The organism is Actinoplanes missouriensis 431 (genome assembly GCF_000284295.1).
Lineage (GTDB): Bacteria > Actinomycetota > Actinomycetes > Mycobacteriales > Micromonosporaceae > Actinoplanes > Actinoplanes missouriensis.
This window is the reverse complement of sequence record NC_017093.1, coordinates 5,701,822-5,716,668: the sequence shown is the minus strand read 5'-3', so window position 1 is coordinate 5,716,668 and position 14,847 is coordinate 5,701,822. Positions and strand designations below refer to the sequence as shown.

The window sequence follows — 14,847 nt, the reverse complement described above, 5'->3', positions numbered from 1 at the left end:
CCTGCCGAAGCCGTCACGTTCCCCGCCGGCGCACCGCCCGCGACCGCCGCTGAGCGCCGGCTCGACCGGCCGGCGCTCAGGGCTGTCGTGAGGGTCAGTCGTGGGCTATGGCGTTCAGGATGTTCAGGCGGGCTGCGCGGATCGCCGGCGCCACCGCGGCGACGACGCCGACCAGGGCGGCCAGCGCCAGGTAGGTGCCCATCCGGCCCCAGGGAAGGACGATTTCGCTGATCCCGTCGTTCTCCAGGGCGCGGGCGACAGCGCTGCCCATGCCGGCGCCGACGGCGACGCCGAGCAGCGCGCCGAAGACCGAGATGACGACGGCCTCCACGGTGACCATCCGCATGGTCTGCGCCCGGCCCAGCCCGACCGCGCGGAGCAGGCCGAGTTCGCGGGTGCGTTCCAGGACGGAGAGGGCCAGGGTGTTCACCACGCCCAGGACGGCGATCAGGATGGCCAGTCCGAGCAGGATCTGGATCATCGTGATGATCTGGTCGAACTGTGCCGCCTGCCCGTCGACCCACGTCTGCTGGTCGGTCGCGGACACCTCGGGACTGTCCGCCAGCAGGGCCTTGACCTGCGGCAGAACGGCCGAGACCGGCACCCCGTCGTCGAGCCGCACGAAACCGAAGACCGGCTGCGTGATGCCGAAGTCCTTGATCGCGGCGCCCGGCATGATGATGCTGCCCGGCAGGGTGTTCTCCGCGAAGATCAACGACACCGTGTACGTGCGTTCCGCGCCCCGCGACGTCTGGATCGTCACCGGCGTGCCGACCTGCCAGCCGCTCTCGGTGGCCTGCGGCGCGCTCACCGCGATCTGGTCGTCGCGCAGCGTGGCGGCGCTCGACCCGTACGCCTGGGCCAGGGTCGCCAGGTCCTCGCTGGCGGCGACGTACTCCCGCTCGCCACCCACGGCGACGAGGTCGTTGTAGAGGCCGGCCGCCGCGCGTACCCCCGGGATCGTGGCGGTGTCGGTGATGACCGCAGGGTCGTAGGTCGGCGGCCGGGGACCGTTCTGGTCGCCGCTGATCATGATCTGGGCCTTCAGGATGCGCGCGGCCTCGGCCTTGAGGCTGCTCTTCGCCGAGTCCATGACGACCGTGACGCCGGTGACCAGGGCGATGCCGACCATCAGGGCGGCGGCCGTGATCGCGGTGCGGCGCGGGTTGCGCCCGGAGTTGAGCCGGCCCAGCCGGCCCGGCACCGACCAGGAGAAGATCCGGCCGAGCAGCGACACCACCGGCTTGCTGATCAGCGGGGTGAGCAGGGCGACCCCGATGAACGTGACGAGCACGCCCCCGAAGATCAGCCAGAGGTCGGCGTCACCCGCGTCGGCGAAGAGGCCGACGCCGAGCGCGGCCGCGCCCGCCGCGGTGACCAGCCCGCCGGACACGCTGATCCGGGTGAGCGGGCGGTCCGGGGTGGCGACGTCCTGCATCGCGGCGACCGGGGCGATCCGGGACGCGCGCAGCGCCGGCAGCACCGCCGCCACCACCGTCACGACCAGGCCGACCACGAACGAGGCGATCACCGCGGACGGCGGCACGCCGACCGGGGCCAGATCGAGCCCGCCGCCCATCGAGCCGAACAGGGCGCCGAGGCCCGCGCCGGCGCCGATCCCGGCGGCCAGGCCGAGTATCGAGGCGATCAGACCGACCACCACGGCCTCCACCAGCACCGAGTTGATCACCTGGCGGCGGCTGGCGCCGATCGCGCGCAGCAGGGCCAGCTCGCGGGTGCGCTGGGCCACCACGATCGAGAAGGTGTTGAGGATCAGGAAGATGCCGACGAACAGCGCGATGCCGGCGAAACCCAGCAGGATCTGGTTGAAGAAGCCGAGACCCTCCTTGATGCTCTCCGAGCTCTCCTTCGCCAGGTCGTCGCCGGTCTTCACGACGTAGTCCGCGCCGAGCGCGGGCGCGAGCGAGTCCCGCAGCTCCGCCGGGCTGACCCCGTCGGCGGACTCGACGGTCACCGAGGTGAAGACGTCCTTCTCGCCGAGCATCAGCTCCTGCGCCACCGGCGTGGTGAACGCGACCTCCTGGGTGCCGCCGATGCTGTCCCGGTCACCGGTGTAACCCCAGATGCCGACCAGCGTGAACTCACGCTTGGGTTTCTGGGTGAGCACCGGGACGGTGTCGCCGATCCGGTAACCGGACAGCTCGGCGGTGGTCGCGTTCATCGCGATCTCGCCGGCGCTCTCCGGGCCGCGGCCCTCGCGCATCTCCATGACGCCGTCGGCGCCGGTCCAGTTCCCCCCGAGCCGGGGCGGCCCCATCGAGGTGAGCACCTTGCCGTCGGAGCCGATCACCCGGGCGCCGTCGGTGTCGACACGGCCGACCGCCGACCGTACTCCCGGTTGGTCCTTGATCTTGTCCACCGTCGCGGCCGGCAGCGGCGCGGCGACCTCTTCCCCCTCGAACTCCGACACCTCGACCTTGGGCTTCGCGGTGACCGAGACGTCGGTCGCCGAGTACGCGTCGGCGAAGATCGAATCGAAGGTCCGGTTCAGCGTGTCGGTGAGCACCAGCGCGCCCGACACGAACATCACCCCGAGCACCACGGCCAGCCCGGACAGGACCAGCCGCAGCTTGCGGGCGAGCAGGCTCTTCAGCGTCGCGCGCAGCATCAGAGCGTCACCGGCTCGGTGTACGTGTCCAGCCGCTTCATGGTGTCCAGCACGGTCTCCGCGGTCGGGTCCGCCAGCTCGTCGACGATCGCGCCGTCGGCCAGGAACACCACCCGGTCCGCGTAGCTCGCCGCGACCGGGTCGTGGGTGACCATCACGATGGTCTGCTCGTGCTCGCGCACGCTGTCCCGCAGGAAGCCCAGCACCTCGGCGCCGGACCGGGAGTCCAGGTTGCCGGTCGGCTCGTCCGCGAAGATCACGTCGGGACGGCCGACCAGGGCCCGCGCGCAGGCGACCCGCTGCTGCTGGCCGCCGGAGAGCTGGTTCGGCCGGTGGCTCAGCCGGTCCCGCAGGCCGACCGTGTCGATCACGGTGTCCCACCAGGCCTGGTCCGGCTTGCGGCCGGCGATGTCCAGCGGCAGCCGGATGTTCTCCGCGGCGCTCAGCGTCGGCAGCAGGTTGAACTGCTGGAAGATGAAGCCGATCCGGTCACGGCGCAGACGCGTCAGCGCCTTGTCGCCCAGCTTGCTGATCTCGGTGCCGCCGATGTGGACGGTGCCCTTGTCCACCGTGTCCAGACCGGCGAGGCAGTGCATCAGCGTCGACTTGCCGCTGCCCGACGGACCCATGATCGCCGTGAACCGGCCCCGGCCGAACTCGGCGCTGACCCCCCGCAGTGCCACGACCTGGGCCTCGCCCGTGCCGTAGACCTTCCAGATCTCGTCCGCTCGCGCCGCCACCGGCCCGCCGGCATTCGTCGCTGCCACTGTCATCCCCCTGGTTTCGACCGACTGTGGTCCTGGTCCTCTGTGGTCCGGCCGGGGCAGCCTGCCCCGGCCGGCCAACTCAGTGTGTCGGCGGAATCGGCGGGCGGCGTCCGCCCGGGGGAGTACTTGGCGCGGAGAGTTCGATGGGGGAGTCACCCAGGGAACTCTCAGGGTGGTCCCTGACTGCTACCGTCGGACGGCACTCATGTCGGCGTAGCGCGCACCGGCCGGCGGGGTGATCGCGGTGAGCCGGGCCAGCTGGTCCCCGGTGAGCCGCAGGTCCGCGGCAGCGGCGTTCTCCTCCACCCGGGACACCCGTTTCGTGCCGGGAATCGGGGCGATGTCGTCGCCCTGCGCGAGCACCCAGGCGAGCGCCACCTGCGCCGGGGTCGCGCCGGCCTCGGCCGCCACCGCCCGGACCTCGTCGACGATCCGCAGGTTCGCGTCGAAATTACCGCCGGCGAACCGGGGCAGCCCGCGGCGGAAGTCGTCGTCGGCGAGATCGGCCGTCGAGGTGAGCGCCCCGGTGAGGAAGCCCCGGCCCAGCGGCGAGAACGGGACCAGCCCGACGCCCAGCTCCCGGATCGTGTCCAGCACGCCGTCCTCCGGGTCACGGGTCCACAGGGAGTACTCCGACTGCAGCGCGGCGACCGGGTGCGTGGCGTGCGCCCGGCGGATCGTCCCGGGTGCCGCCTCGGAGAGTCCGATGTGGCCGATCTTGCCCTCGGCGACCAGCTCGGCGAGCACCCCCACGGTCTCCTCCACCGGCACCGCCGGGTCCATCCGATGCTGGTAGTAGAGGTGGATGTGGTCGGTGCCGAGCCGGCGCAGCGAGCCTTCCACGGCCGGCCGCACGTTGTCCGGGTGGCCGTCGACGGTCATCTGTTCCGGGCCGCCCGCCCGATGCGACAGCAGGCCGAACTTCGAGGCCACCACCACGCCGTCCCAGCGTCCGGCGAGCGCCCGCCCGACGAGCTCCTCGTTCGTGTACGGCCCGTACACCTCCGCGGTGTCCAGGAACGTGACACCCAGGTCGAGGGCCCGGTGGATGGCCCGGATCGACTCGTCGTCGTCCCTGCCGTGGCCGGTGTAGGCGTGCGACATCCCCATGCACCCGAGCCCGATCGCCGAAACCGCGAGCCCGCCCAGTGAAATCGTCCTCATGCTCGCCGAACCTACGCGCCGCGCGGATCCGGTGCGGCGCGTCTACGGTGGATTCATGCGCGCACGTGCGGCACTCGTACCCCTGATGGTCTTGATCCTCACCGCCGGTTGCGTGGTCGGGGAACCGCTCGGCAGCGGCCCCGAACCGGCCCCGACCGGCGCCGGGGGCTCCGTCGATCCGGACGGCACCGACACCCCCGAGGAGTTCGCCCGCGACATCGAGGCCGCCCAGCAGATCGCCGAGGAATACTGGGGACAGCGGCTCGGCGCCGGCTTCTCGCCGGTCCGGCAACTGATCGCGTACGAGCAGGAGGGCGAGGTGGCCTGCGCGCGGGAGCCGCTTCCCCGCAACAACGCGGTCTACTGCTCCGCCGGTGACTTCATCGCCTACGACGTGAACTGGGCGTTCGCCGCGTTCCGGCAGATCGGTGACGCGTTCCTGTTCTACCTGCTCGGTCATGAGTACGCGCACGGCATCCAGGCCCGGCTCGGCATCCGGAAACAGTTCACCATCGAGCAGGAGCTGCAGGCCGACTGCATGGCGGGCGCGTTCATCGGCGACAAGGCCCGCGACGGCCGGCTACGGATGCAGGACGGCGACACCCGGGAACTCGCCGACGGGCTGGAGGCGGTCGGCGACGAGCCCGGCCAGCCGTGGTTCGCCGAAGGGTCGCACGGCACCGCCGGGCAGCGGATGGACGCGTTCGCGGGCGGGTACGAGAACTCCCTGGACGCCTGCGGGCTGTAGGGGTCGTCACGTTCGCTGGGGATCCTCGTCCGGGCCCCGCAGAATTGCCGCGATGGACGCCGTACTTTTCGACATGGACGGGACCCTCGTCGACAGCGAGCGGCTCTGGGGCATCGCGCTGGCCGAACTGGCCGTCCGGGCCGGTGGGACGCTCTCCGGCGCCGCGCGCCTGGCCATGGTCGGCAGCAGCATGAGCCGCAGCATGCGGATCTTCCGGGAGGACCTGGGCCAGCCGGACCGGCCGGAGGCGCCCGACGTGGCGTGGCTGACCGACCGGGTCGGCGAGCTGTTCGCCGACGGCCTGGTCTGGCGGCCCGGCGCGATGGAGCTGCTGCTCGCCGTCCGCGACGCCGGCATCCGCACGGCGCTCGTCACCTCCACCGGGCGGCGGCTCGTCGAGGTCGCCCTCAAGACGCTCGGCGCGGAGAACTTCGACGTGGTCGTCTGCGGCGACGAGGTGACGACGCCGAAACCGGACCCGGAGCCGTACCGGACCGCGGCGGCGCTGCTCGGCGTGCCGATCTCCCGCTGCGTCGCGATCGAGGACTCGCCGAGCGGCCTGGCCAGCGCGGTCGCGGCCGGCGCGGCGGTGCTCGCGGTCCCGGCGGAACTGGATCTCCCCCCGGTCGACGGCGTGCACCTGCGGTCGTCGCTGGTCGGGGTCGATCCCGCTTTCCTGGCCGGTCTGATTCGCCGCTGAGGCACGATGGGTCACGTGGACCACCATGTCGCCCCGCCGGTGGACGAGGACGCGGACCTGGCTCAGATCATGCTGCAGCTGCCGGAGTCGCTGCGCACGCACGTCGAGCAGATAGCCGCGGTCGAGGGCATCTCGGTCAACGCGTGGCTGGTCCGGGCCGTGACCGTGGCGGTCGGCCAGCAGCACGGCCCGCCGCCGGCCGCCCACGGCGCGTGGTCCGGCAAGCGGGTCACCGGTTACCTCCCGTCCTGAGGGCCGCCGGGCTTGACGAGGCCGGTCTCGTAGGCGAGGACGACCGCCTGGGTACGGTCGCGCAGCCGCAGTTTCGTCAGGACGTGCCCGACGTGGGTCTTCACCGTGGTCTCGCTGACCTGCAGCACCTCGGCGATCTCGGTGTTGGTGAGACCCCGGGCGACGTGGACGAGCACTTCGCGTTCCCGGCTGGTCAGCGCGTCCAGGGCGGCGGCGCCGCTGCCGGACCGGGCGGGCAGCGACTCGGTCAGCCTGCGCAGAACGCGGGCCAGCAGCTGCGGGGCGATCACCGCGCCACCGGCCGCGACGGCACGGACGGCGGCGGTCAGCTGGTCGTGGGGCGCGTCCTTGCAGAGGTACCCGGTGGCGCCCGCCCCGGCGGCGGCCACGATCCGGTCGTCGGTGTCCTCGTCGGTGACGACCAGGATCCGCACCGGCAGGCGGGCCTCGGTGATCGCCCGGATCACGGCGAGGCCGTCGAGCCGGGGCAGGGCCAGCTCGGTGACCAGCACGTCGGGCAGGAGCCGGCGGGCCAGATCGAGGGCGTCCACGCCGTCCGCGGCCTCCCCGGCGATCACGATCTCAGCGGCACCGGCACCGGCACCGGCACCGGTCGCGGTCGCGGTCGAGCCGGTGTCGGCCGAGGCGGCTGAGGTCGCTGCCGGCGCTGGGCCCGCGCCGGCGTCCGGGGCTGTCAGGAGCGCCCGCAGGCCCGCCCGCTGCAGTGGCGCCGGGTCGGCCAGCAGCACCCGCACCGGCGGCCGCCGCCCGGCCGCGCCCACCGGACCGGCCGCGCCGGGCGGTTCGGCGGGGTCGCCGGGAGGCTGGTCAGCCAAGGGGATCGTCTCGCAGGAGGGCGCCGACGCGGTCCGGCTCGACGTCGGGGGTGGCGGGCTGGACGATGGTCAGCGGGAGCTCGGGGAACGGCGGCGGGGTGCCGCCGAACTCGGGGCAGAGCTGCTGATGGCGGCACCAGCCGCAGAGGCGGCTCGGCTTGGGGCGGAAGTCGCGCTCGCGTTTGGCGCGCTCGATGGCGGCCGAGAGCGCGGTCAGGGTGCGCTCGAAACGCTCCAGCTCGCCGGCCTCGGGGCTGTAGTCGCAGACCTCGGCGTCCTTCAGGTAGAGCAGGCGGAGGACGCGGGGCACGATGCCGCGGGTGCGCCACAGGACCAGGGCGTAGAACTTGAGCTGGAACAGGGCCCGCCCCTCGAACGCCTCGCGCGGGGCGCCGCCGGTCTTGTAGTCGACCACGCGCATGTCGCCGGCCGGGGAGACGTCGAGGCGGTCGATGTAGCCCCGGAGCAGGAGGTCGTCGCCGATCACCGTGGAGATCAGGGTCTCCCGCTCGGCGGGCTGGAGACGCTGCGGGTCCTCCACCGCGAAGTAGCCGCTGAGCAGCGCGGTCGCGCTGGACAGGAACGCCGCGACGCGGGCCGCCTCGGCGTCGTCGGCGGGCACGTCGATCAGGGCGGCCTGGCCGGTCGCGTCGGCCTCGGCGGCCACCGCGGCGGGGTCGACGGCGACCGCCGCCGGGTCCACGGCGGGCGGCAGCGCCCCGGCCGCGCCGGTCTCCCCGGCCGCGCCGGTCTCCCCGGCTGCGCCGGTCTCCCCGGCCGCGCCGGCCGTGCCGGCCGCGACCGGCGGGGGCGTGGTGAAGATCTCGGCCAGGGACGGGTCCTGGGTGAGCAATTTGTCCCACTCGGGGGCGACCAGGGCGGCTGCGGCCTCCGGAGTGCGCCCGGCGGCCGGCAGGTCGAAGAGGCGCTCCAGCACCGCGTGCACCAGCGTGCCGCGGATCTGGTCGGCCGAGGGCAGCTCGGGCAGCTTGTCGATGGTCCGGAAACGGAACAGCAGCGGGCAGGTCTTGAAGTCGGCGGCCCGGGACGGCGACAGCGACGGCCCGGCGGGCGCCTCCGGTCGCCGCCCACGGCCCAGGGCCACCGCATCCGCGCTGGTCACCGCATCCGCGCTGGTCACCGCATCCGCGCTGGTCACCGCATCCGCGCTGGTCACCGCATCCGCGCTGGTCACCCCATCCGCGCTGGTCACCGCATCGCCGGCACCCGAGACGCCGGCGCCGGAAGCGCCGCTCGTGGTGAGCGCCGGGCCGGCCGGCGGGAGGGGGTCGCCGGGCTGGGGCGGGATCGGACCCGCCGGTGCCGTCGTGGGGGGGTGCGCCGTCATGTCCAAGAGGCTAGGCCAGGGGTATGACGAAAACGCCGGGGTGGGTCCGGCGGCGGCGTGTCCGTAGCATCAGTCGCGTGGAGGACCAGGGACGCGCGACCCGTAATCCGCCGCCGGCCGGCCGGCCGGTCGGGCACGTGCTCGGCATCCCGGTGCACGCCAACGCGTCGATGCTGCTGCTCGCCGTCCTGGTCACCGTGGTCTACGGGAACTACGCGCAGTCCGAGCTCGGACTGGGCGCGCCATGGTCGTACCTGGTGGGGCTGGGTTTCGTGGTGTGTCTGCTCGGCTCGGTGCTGCTGCACGAGCTGGGGCACGCGGTGACCGCCCGCCGGCACGGGATCGGCGTGCGGCGGATCACCCTCGAGCTGCTCAGCGGCTGGACCGAGATGGAGCGGGACGCGCCGACGCCGCGGGTGGACGCGCTGGTCTCGCTCGCCGGGCCGCTGGTGTCGCTGCTGCTCGGAGGGATCGCCACGGTGGCGGCGCTGCTGCTGCCGGCGGACACCGTGCCCGGGCAGATCGCGTTCCAGCTGGCGGTCAGCAACGTGCTCGTCGCGGTCTTCAACGTGTTGCCGGGGCTGCCGCTGGACGGCGGGCGGGCGCTGCGGGCCGGGGTGTGGGCGCTGCTGAAGGACCGGAACCGGGCGACGGTGGTGGCCGGCTGGGCGGGCCGGATCCTCGCGCTGCTGACCGTGGTGGTGGTGTTCGGGCTCTACCGGTTCGGGTTCCTCACCGTGTTCGGGCTGGTCTTCGTGCTGCTGGTGGTGCTGACCCTGTGGCAGGGCGCCGGCCAGTCGATCCGGCTGGGGCGGATGACCGGCCGGTTCCCGCTGATCGACCTGGGCGCCCTGGCCCGGCCGGTGCTCGCGGTGCCGGCCGGGACGCCGCTCGGTGAGGCGCAGCGCCGCCGTGCCGAGGATCCGCGGCCGGACGTGGTGCTGGCCGTCGCCGACGCGGCGGGTAGCCTCACCGCCGTGGTCGACCCGGTCGCCGCCGAGCGGATCCCGGTCGACCGGCGGCCGTGGGTGAGCGTGGAGAGCGTCGCGCGGTCCCGTGACGCGCTGACCACCCTGCCGCTCGGGCTCACCGGCGAGCAGGTGGTCCGCGCCCTGCAGGCTCACCCGGGTGCGCAGTACCTGGTGACGGCAGGGGAGGATGTCGTCGGCGTCCTGCGGGTCGCCGACGTCGCCGCGGTCCTGGAGCCGCGCCGGACGGTACCGAGCCCCAGACGAGCCAACCCGGCCCCGAGAAAAGACAGCTGAGAGTAGATCTGTGACGACAACCCCGACCACCGCCGCCGACGAGCAGGTGCCCGCGCACCGCGGACCGTTCCGGGTGGGTGACCGCGTGCAGCTCACCGACCCCAAGGGGCGGATGCACACCATCGTGCTGGAGCCCGGCAAGGAGTTCCACACCCACCGCGGCGCGCTGGCGCACGACGCCCTGATCGGGCTGCCGGACGGCAGCGTCGTCACCTCGGCGGGCAACACCGCGTACCTGGCGCTGCGGCCGCTGCTCAGCGACTACGTGCTCTCCATGCCGCGCGGCGCGCAGGTGATCTATCCGAAGGACGCGGCGCAGATCGTCGCGATGGGCGACGTCTTCCCCGGCGCGAAGGTGCTGGAGGCGGGCGCCGGCTCGGGCGCGCTCACCTGCTCGCTGCTGCGGGCCGTGGGCAGCACCGGCGAGGTGCACAGCTACGAGCTGCGCGACGACTTCGCCGCGGTCGCCCGCAAGAACGTGGAGGCGTTCTTCGGCGGCCCGCACCCGGCGTGGCATCTGCACAACGGTGACGTGGCGGGCAACGACATCACCGGTTTCGACCGGATCGTGCTGGACATGCTGACCCCGTGGGAGGCGCTCGACATGGTCGAGAAGTCGCTCGTGCCGGGCGGCGTCTTCATCGGGTACGTGGCGACCACCCCCCAGCTCTCCGAGCTCGTCGAGGCGCTGCGCGAGCGGGGCGGCTGGACCGAGCCGCGGGCCTGGGAGTCGCTGGTGCGTGACTGGCACGCCGACGGCCTCGCGGTCCGCCCGGACCACCGGATGATCGCGCACACCGCGTTCCTGGTCTCCGCCCGTAAGCTCGCGCCCGGCGTGATCGCGCCGCCGCGGCGCCGCAAGCCGAGCAAGGGCGCCGAGGCGTACGCGCTGCGCAAGGCCACCCAGGCGGCGCTGCACGCGCAGCAGGCCGGAGCCGCCCCGGAGGACCCCACCGGGGAGTGACCGGCGTCGTCACCTCGGGTAGGTTTCCGAACGGATCCGACAACCGCCGGGAAGGGGCACCATGAGCTCACCGCCGTTCGGGGGCAGCAACGAGATGCCGGCGGTCTTCCCCGACTGGTCGCCCTACCCCGACCTGGACTCGGCGGCCCGGGCCTACCTGCGCGACCCCGACGTGGCCCTGGAGGCGCTGTTCGGCGTGCTGCGCGGCGCGTCGGTGCTCTGCTTCACCCTGGAACGCTTCGTCAACGAGGTGAACGGGGTGTGGCAGGAGGTGGTGGTCTGCGACGGCAGCCGCCTGGTGCTCTGGCACGGCGAGGACGTGGCGCCCGGCGACGGGCCGGCCGGGTCGATGACGTCGTCGCTGCGGGTGGTGCCGCTCTCCACGGTCACCGAGGTGGGCTGCCGGCGGCGGCTCACCCGCACGCCGAACGGTCAGGCCCGGGTCGACAGCATCGACGTCTACCTGCTGCTCAGCTCGGTGGACGACGCGGTGCCGCCGCCCGGCGTCGGCGAGGACGAGGGCCGGGCGCCGCTGCGGCACGACGCGCTGCGCTTCGGCAAGACCATCGACGACGGCGGCGCCGGCCAGATCGCCCGCCTGGAGGAGTTCTCCCGGGTCGTGGCGTCTCTGGTGGGCCGGCCCACTCTCTAGGCGGCGTCCGGGCCGGCCACGGCGACGCCGTCGGCCCGGCGCACCACGTGGATGCAGTCGCCGGGGCACTCCTTCGCGGAGTCGATCACCTCTAGCAGCAACCGGGCCGGCACGTCCGCCCGCACGCCCGGTTCCTGCAAAAGATCACCCGTGTCGTTCTTCACGTAGGCGAGTCCGTCGATGTCGAGCTCGAAGACCTCCGGCGCGTACTGCGCGCAGAGCCCGTCACCCGTGCACAAGTCCTGATCGATCCAGACCCGCAGGTCATCCGCAGTCTCCGCCGACACCCATACCTCCCGCAACGTGCCCGCTCCGACCGTACCCGAAGATCCGATACACCCATCGGCCGCGGGTTGATCAATCGATCAAGAGTCGGTGACGAGGGTGTTGCATGGGTCGAAAATCGGTTCGCAACGGCTAGTGTTATCCCAAGACGTTCGAGCCCCCCGGGGAGGTGGGACGTGGCACGTAGCGACGAAGCGGACTCCCGCGCCGCACGATGGGAGAAGGAAGCCAACGATCTCTCCAGCCAGGTTGCGTTCCTGCAAGAGGAACTCGCCCTGGTCAGGCGGAAGTTGACGGAAAGCCCCCGACACGTCCGGCAGCTCGAGGAACGGCTCGCGGCAACGCAGGCGCAGCTGGCCCGAGTGACCGAGAACAACGAGCGGCTCGTGGCGACCCTCAAGGAAGCCCGGACCCAGATCGTCACTCTCAAGGAAGAGATTGACCGGCTCGCCCAGCCGCCCAGCGGTTACGGCGTTTTCCTGGCGGCACACTCCGACGGCACGGTGGACGTGTTCACCGGAGGCCGCAAGCTCCGGGTGGCGGTCTCACCGTCCCTGGAGACCGAGGAACTGAAGCGGGGCCAGGAAGTCCTGCTCAACGACGCGCTCAACGTGGTCGACGCGTTCGGCTACGAGCGCACCGGTGAGGTCGTCCTGCTCAAGGAGGTCCTCGACAATCCGGCCGGCGGCCTCGCCGACCGGGCGCTGGTGGTCTCGCACGCCGACGAGGAGCGGATCGTCTTCCTCGCCGACTCGCTCGAGATCAGCAAGCTGCGCGCCGGTGACTCGCTCATGATCGAGCCCCGTTCGGCGTACGCGTACGAGCGGATCCCGAAGAGCGAGGTCGAGGAGCTCGTCCTCGAGGAGGTCCCCGACGTCGACTACACCGACATCGGTGGCCTGCACGCGCAGATCGAGCAGATCCGCGACGCCGTGGAGCTGCCGTTCCTGCATGCCGACCTGTTCCGGGAGCACCAGCTGCGCCCGCCGAAGGGCATCCTGCTCTACGGCCCGCCCGGCTGCGGCAAGACCCTGATCGCCAAGGCGGTCGCCAACTCGCTGGCGAAGAAGATCGCCGAGCGGCGCGGCGAGGAGAAGCACACCAGCTACTTCCTCAACATCAAGGGTCCGGAACTGCTGAACAAGTACGTGGGTGAGACCGAGCGGCACATCCGCCTGGTCTTCCAGCGGGCCCGGGAGAAGGCCGGCGAGGGCACGCCGGTGATCGTGTTCTTCGACGAGATGGACTCGATCTTCCGTACCCGTGGCTCCGGTGTCTCCTCCGACGTGGAGAACACCATCGTTCCCCAGCTGCTCAGCGAGATCGACGGCGTCGAGGGCCTGGAGAACGTGATCGTCATCGGCGCGTCGAACCGGGAAGACATGATCGACCCGGCGATCCTGCGCCCCGGCCGTCTCGACGTGAAGATCAAGATCGAGCGTCCGGACGCCGAGGCCGCGAAGGACATCTTCGCCAAGTACATCCTCTCCGACCTGCCGCTCAGCTCGGACGACCTGACCGAGCACGGTGGCAACCGGGACGCCACGGTCGCCGCGATGATCGAGGCGGTCGTGCTCCGGATGTACACGGAGACCGAGGAGAACCGCTTCCTCGAGGTCACCTACGCCAACGGTGACAAGGAGGTCCTGTACTTCAAGGACTTCAACTCCGGCGCGATGATCCAGAACATCGTGGACCGCGGCAAGAAGATGGCGATCAAGGAGTTCCTCACCTCCGGCAAGAAGGGTCTGCGGCTGCAGCACCTGCTCGACAGCTGCGTCGACGAGTTCCGGGAGAACGAGGACCTGCCGAACACGACGAACCCCGACGACTGGGCCCGGATCTCCGGCAAGAAGGGCGAGCGGATCGTCTACATCCGCACGCTCGTCTCCGGCGGCAAGGGCGCGGAGGCCGGCCGTTCCATCGAGACGGCGTCCAACACCGGTCAGTACCTGTAGAACGCGATGTGAGCCGGGCCGGAGGGGGCAACCCTCCGGCCCGGCTGTCGTTCAACCCGTGTGACAGCACCCCGACTCGCGTGGCTCGACGCGCTCCGCGGCTACGCGGCCGTCGTGGTCGCCCTCTTCCACCTCAGCCCGGTCGTCCTCGGCGCCGGCCTGCACCTGCAGATCTACCGCGCCTTCGACCTCGGCAAATACGCTGTTCTGCTGTTCTTCCTGGTCAGCGGATACGTCATCCCGATGTCCCTGGAACGGCACGGCTCGCTGCGCCGGTTCTGGGCCGGGCGGCTGTGCCGGATCTACCCGGCGTACCTGGTCACCGTCGTCCTCGCCGCCGGCCTGGCGGCCGCCGGGCTCCATCGCCTGCCGGGCCAGCTGCGGACCGAGACCTCGGCGAGCGTGCTGGCGCACGCCACCATGCTGCAAGACCTTCTGGGGGTACGAGGGCTCGTCCGGCCGTTCTGGACCCTCAGTTACGAGATGCTGTTCTACCTGCTGGTCGCCGGGCTGTTCGCGTGGCGGCTGCACCGGTTCAGCGCATGCTGGGCGGCCGGGCTCACGGGCGTCGCCCTGGCCGGCGGGACGAGGCTGCCGGACGACCTGTTCGGCGGCAGCGGCGCGGCCCGGGCGGTGACGGCGGGCGGGGTGCTGCTGGTGGTCGCGGGAGTGCTCGGGGCGTACCGGACGGGGGGTGTGACGGCCCGCGTCGCCGGTGTCGCGGCACTCGGCCTGCTCGCGCTGCCGCTCGCGAACGGCCATGCCACGACGTGGGTGACGAGCGCGTCCTCGGCGCAGGCGCTGACCATGCTGGCGGTGATGTTCGCGGGGACCGTGATCTACCGCGCGCAACAGCGGCAAACCGGGCTAATCGCCACGATCGGCGGACTTGCCGCGGTTCTCGCCGGAGTGACGGCGCAGTTCGGCGCGCCGTGCGCGGTCGCGGTGGCCGGAACTTTCGGGATCGCTTTCGCCCTCCGCCGGCGTGCGGTGCCCGGCATCCTGACCTGGCTCGGCACCGTCAGCTACTCGCTCTACCTGCTGCACCTGCTGGTTCTCGGCGTGCTGGTCCGGCTCACCGACAACCGGCCGCTGATCGTTTTCGGTTTCGTGGCCGGAACTCTGCTCGCCGCGCACGCCGGTCATCGCCTGATCGAGCGACCCGGTCAGCGGCTCGCGGTGATCTTTGACGCCACGGAAGGTGAAACGCCGCGCACTCCCCGCTTCGGGAAGCGCCGCCAGAGCGTCTAGGCTCAATGAATGAGCACGCTTGGCTTCG

General features: G+C 72.1%; 14 protein-coding genes. 8 read left to right on the top strand and 6 right to left on the bottom strand.

The window, feature by feature from the left end; translation table 11 throughout:
• Positions 1-94: 94 nt before the first annotated feature.
• The 3 genes from AMIS_RS26430 to AMIS_RS26420 form a co-directional block, all read right to left on the bottom strand.
• A complete protein-coding gene (locus tag AMIS_RS26430) occupies positions 95-2,629 on the bottom strand; it encodes an ABC transporter permease (RefSeq protein WP_014445483.1) in 2,535 nt (844 codons plus the stop codon).
• Positions 2,629-3,402 carry an ABC transporter ATP-binding protein gene (locus tag AMIS_RS26425; protein ID WP_014445482.1) on the bottom strand — a complete coding sequence of 258 codons (774 nt, stop codon included), beginning with the start codon at positions 3,400-3,402 and terminating at the stop codon, positions 2,629-2,631. The genes AMIS_RS26430 and AMIS_RS26425 overlap by 1 nt, the downstream gene beginning before the upstream one ends.
• A gap of 180 nt (positions 3,403-3,582) precedes the next feature.
• The gene (locus tag AMIS_RS26420) at positions 3,583-4,560 is read right to left on the bottom strand and encodes an aldo/keto reductase (protein WP_014445481.1); all 978 of its coding nucleotides are present in this window, start codon (positions 4,558-4,560) and stop codon (positions 3,583-3,585) included.
• A 55-nt stretch (positions 4,561-4,615) separates the two neighbouring features.
• Between AMIS_RS26420 and AMIS_RS26415 the strand changes: the two genes are divergently transcribed.
• Genes AMIS_RS26415 through AMIS_RS26405 form a run of 3 tightly spaced genes read left to right on the top strand, consistent with a single transcriptional unit; the run spans position 4,616 to position 6,260 of the window.
• Positions 4,616-5,308, top strand: coding sequence for a neutral zinc metallopeptidase (locus AMIS_RS26415; RefSeq protein WP_014445480.1), 693 nt, complete (start codon positions 4,616-4,618; stop codon positions 5,306-5,308).
• Between the two features lie 52 nt (positions 5,309-5,360).
• Positions 5,361-6,008 (top strand): HAD family hydrolase, encoded by a 648-nt coding sequence (locus AMIS_RS26410; RefSeq protein WP_014445479.1) that lies wholly within the window; start codon positions 5,361-5,363, stop codon positions 6,006-6,008.
• A gap of 15 nt (positions 6,009-6,023) precedes the next feature.
• Complete coding sequence (locus AMIS_RS26405; RefSeq protein WP_157435084.1) at positions 6,024-6,260, top strand: hypothetical protein; 237 nt, start codon at positions 6,024-6,026, stop codon at positions 6,258-6,260.
• On the opposite strand, the gene AMIS_RS26400 is transcribed toward AMIS_RS26405, so the two are convergent.
• Positions 6,245-7,096, bottom strand: coding sequence for a LuxR C-terminal-related transcriptional regulator (locus AMIS_RS26400; RefSeq protein ID WP_014445477.1), 852 nt, complete (start codon positions 7,094-7,096; stop codon positions 6,245-6,247). The genes AMIS_RS26405 and AMIS_RS26400 overlap by 16 nt on opposite strands.
• Positions 7,089-8,201, bottom strand: a complete 1,113-nt coding sequence (locus AMIS_RS26395; protein ID WP_014445476.1) for a RecB family exonuclease — start codon at positions 8,199-8,201, stop codon at positions 7,089-7,091. Before AMIS_RS26395 ends, AMIS_RS26400 begins: the two co-directional genes overlap by 8 nt.
• 320 nt (positions 8,202-8,521) lie before the next feature.
• Between AMIS_RS26395 and AMIS_RS26390 the strand changes: the two genes are divergently transcribed.
• The 3 genes from AMIS_RS26390 (at position 8,522) to AMIS_RS26380 (ending at position 11,325) form a co-directional block, all read left to right on the top strand.
• Positions 8,522-9,709 (top strand): site-2 protease family protein, encoded by a 1,188-nt coding sequence (locus tag AMIS_RS26390; protein ID WP_014445475.1) that lies wholly within the window; start codon positions 8,522-8,524, stop codon positions 9,707-9,709.
• A 10-nt stretch (positions 9,710-9,719) separates the two neighbouring features.
• Positions 9,720-10,673 carry a tRNA (adenine-N1)-methyltransferase gene (locus AMIS_RS26385; RefSeq protein WP_014445474.1) on the top strand — a complete coding sequence of 318 codons (954 nt, stop codon included), beginning with the start codon at positions 9,720-9,722 and terminating at the stop codon, positions 10,671-10,673.
• Between the two features lie 61 nt (positions 10,674-10,734).
• Positions 10,735-11,325, top strand: coding sequence for a hypothetical protein (locus AMIS_RS26380; protein WP_014445473.1), 591 nt, complete (start codon positions 10,735-10,737; stop codon positions 11,323-11,325).
• Here the strand turns inward: AMIS_RS26380 and AMIS_RS26375 are convergent.
• Positions 11,322-11,612 carry a ferredoxin gene (locus tag AMIS_RS26375; RefSeq protein WP_014445472.1) on the bottom strand — a complete coding sequence of 97 codons (291 nt, stop codon included), beginning with the start codon at positions 11,610-11,612 and terminating at the stop codon, positions 11,322-11,324. The genes AMIS_RS26380 and AMIS_RS26375 overlap by 4 nt on opposite strands.
• A 174-nt stretch (positions 11,613-11,786) precedes the next feature.
• Between AMIS_RS26375 and arc the strand changes: the two genes are divergently transcribed.
• Both arc and AMIS_RS26365 read left to right on the top strand, forming a co-directional pair.
• Positions 11,787-13,568, top strand: coding sequence for a proteasome ATPase (arc, locus tag AMIS_RS26370; RefSeq protein WP_014445471.1), 1,782 nt, complete (start codon positions 11,787-11,789; stop codon positions 13,566-13,568).
• Positions 13,569-13,628: 60 nt separating this feature from the next.
• Positions 13,629-14,819, top strand: a complete 1,191-nt coding sequence (locus tag AMIS_RS26365; RefSeq protein WP_014445470.1) for an acyltransferase family protein — start codon at positions 13,629-13,631, stop codon at positions 14,817-14,819.
• Positions 14,820-14,847: the final 28 nt, after the last annotated feature.

What these genes read in the sequence shown, in the direction of transcription:
- AMIS_RS26430 (WP_014445483.1), bottom strand. Translation starts at nt 2,629, where the DNA reads ATGCTGCGCGCGACGCTGAAGAGCCTGCTCGCCCGCAAGCTGCGGCTG.
- AMIS_RS26425 (WP_014445482.1), bottom strand. Translation starts at nt 3,402, where the DNA reads ATGACAGTGGCAGCGACGAATGCCGGCGGGCCGGTGGCGGCGCGAGCG.
- AMIS_RS26420 (WP_014445481.1), bottom strand. Translation starts at nt 4,560, where the DNA reads ATGAGGACGATTTCACTGGGCGGGCTCGCGGTTTCGGCGATCGGGCTC.
- AMIS_RS26415 (WP_014445480.1), top strand. Translation starts at nt 4,616, where the DNA reads ATGCGCGCACGTGCGGCACTCGTACCCCTGATGGTCTTGATCCTCACC.
- AMIS_RS26410 (WP_014445479.1), top strand. Translation starts at nt 5,361, where the DNA reads ATGGACGCCGTACTTTTCGACATGGACGGGACCCTCGTCGACAGCGAG.
- AMIS_RS26380 (WP_014445473.1), top strand. Translation starts at nt 10,735, where the DNA reads ATGAGCTCACCGCCGTTCGGGGGCAGCAACGAGATGCCGGCGGTCTTC.